General features: G+C 61.8%; 1 protein-coding gene. It reads left to right on the forward strand.

Going from position 1 to position 1,168, the window contains the following annotated elements; all coding sequences use genetic code 11:
• The coding region (locus PMI37_RS30845; protein WP_008089041.1) for a GAF domain-containing sensor histidine kinase at positions 1–1,051 on the forward strand (1,051 nt) is incomplete at its 5' end.
• Positions 1,052–1,168: the final 117 nt, after the last annotated feature.

A 1,168-nucleotide genomic window follows, 5' to 3' on the forward strand; every position in this document is an offset into this window, starting at 1 on the left:
CGAGCCGGTGTTCCCCAGCCATAATCTGGCCAGTGTGTATCCGCCGGCTGCGGAGTATCAGCAAGTGGCCAGCGGCGTGCTTGCCATGAGCCTGCCGAAACCGGTCGACAACGGCGTGCTGTGGTTCCGTCCCGAGGTCAAAGAGAACATCAACTGGAGCGGTGATCCGCGCAAGCCACTGGACCTGGAAAACTCCGACGCCGGTTTGCGCCTGCGTCCGCGCACCTCGTTTGAAATCTGGAAAGTCGAGATGGCCGGGATCTCCACCAAGTGGAGCCATGGCGACCTGTTTGCCGCCAACGATCTGCGCCGCTCGGCGCTGGAAAACGATCTGGCGCGCCAGGTGCGCCGCGAACAGGAAGCCGTGCGCGCCCGCGATGAACTGGTGGCGGTGGTCTCGCACGACCTGCGCAACCCGATGACAGTGATCTCGATGCTCTGCGGCATGATGCAGAAGGCGTTCAGCTCCGACGGCCCACACACCTCGCGCCGCATCTCCACCGCAATCGACACCATGCAGCAGGCGGCCGGGCGCATGAATACGTTGCTCGAAGACTTGCTCGACACCTCGAAGATTGACGCCGGGCGCTACTCCATCACCCCGCAGAAGCTCGACGTCGGGCAGATGTTCGAGGAAGCGCAGGCGCTGCTCGCACCGCTGGCGCTGGACAAGGACATCAGCATTTCCTTTGCTGCTGATCCCGATTTGCGCATTCACGCCGATCCGGAGCGGCTGTTTCAAGTGCTGTCGAATCTGGTCGGCAACGCGATCAAGTTCACCCCGCGCCTGGGTACCGTCGGCGTGCATGCCAAATCAGTCGGCGATGAAATCGTTTTCACCGTGCGTGATAGCGGCGAAGGCATCCCCAAAGAGCACCTGCCGCACGTGTTCGACCGTTACTGGACGGTAAAGGAAGGCAACCCGAACGGTACGGGCCTCGGTTTGTACATCACCCAAGGCATCGTCGAAGCCCACGGCGGCCGGATCGTCGCCGAGAGTGAGCCGGGGCAGGGCAGCGAATTCCGCTTCACCGTGCCACGCCTCGACTGACCCCTGTAGGAGCTGCCGCAGGCTGCGATCTGTTGATCTTGTCTTTAAAAACAAGATCAACAGATCGCAGCCTGCGGCAGCTCCTACATAGGGGTGTTTTGTTCAATACCGGGGGCG

Origin of the sequence: Pseudomonas sp. GM80 (assembly GCF_000282515.1) — a bacterium.
Classification (GTDB): domain Bacteria; phylum Pseudomonadota; class Gammaproteobacteria; order Pseudomonadales; family Pseudomonadaceae; genus Aquipseudomonas.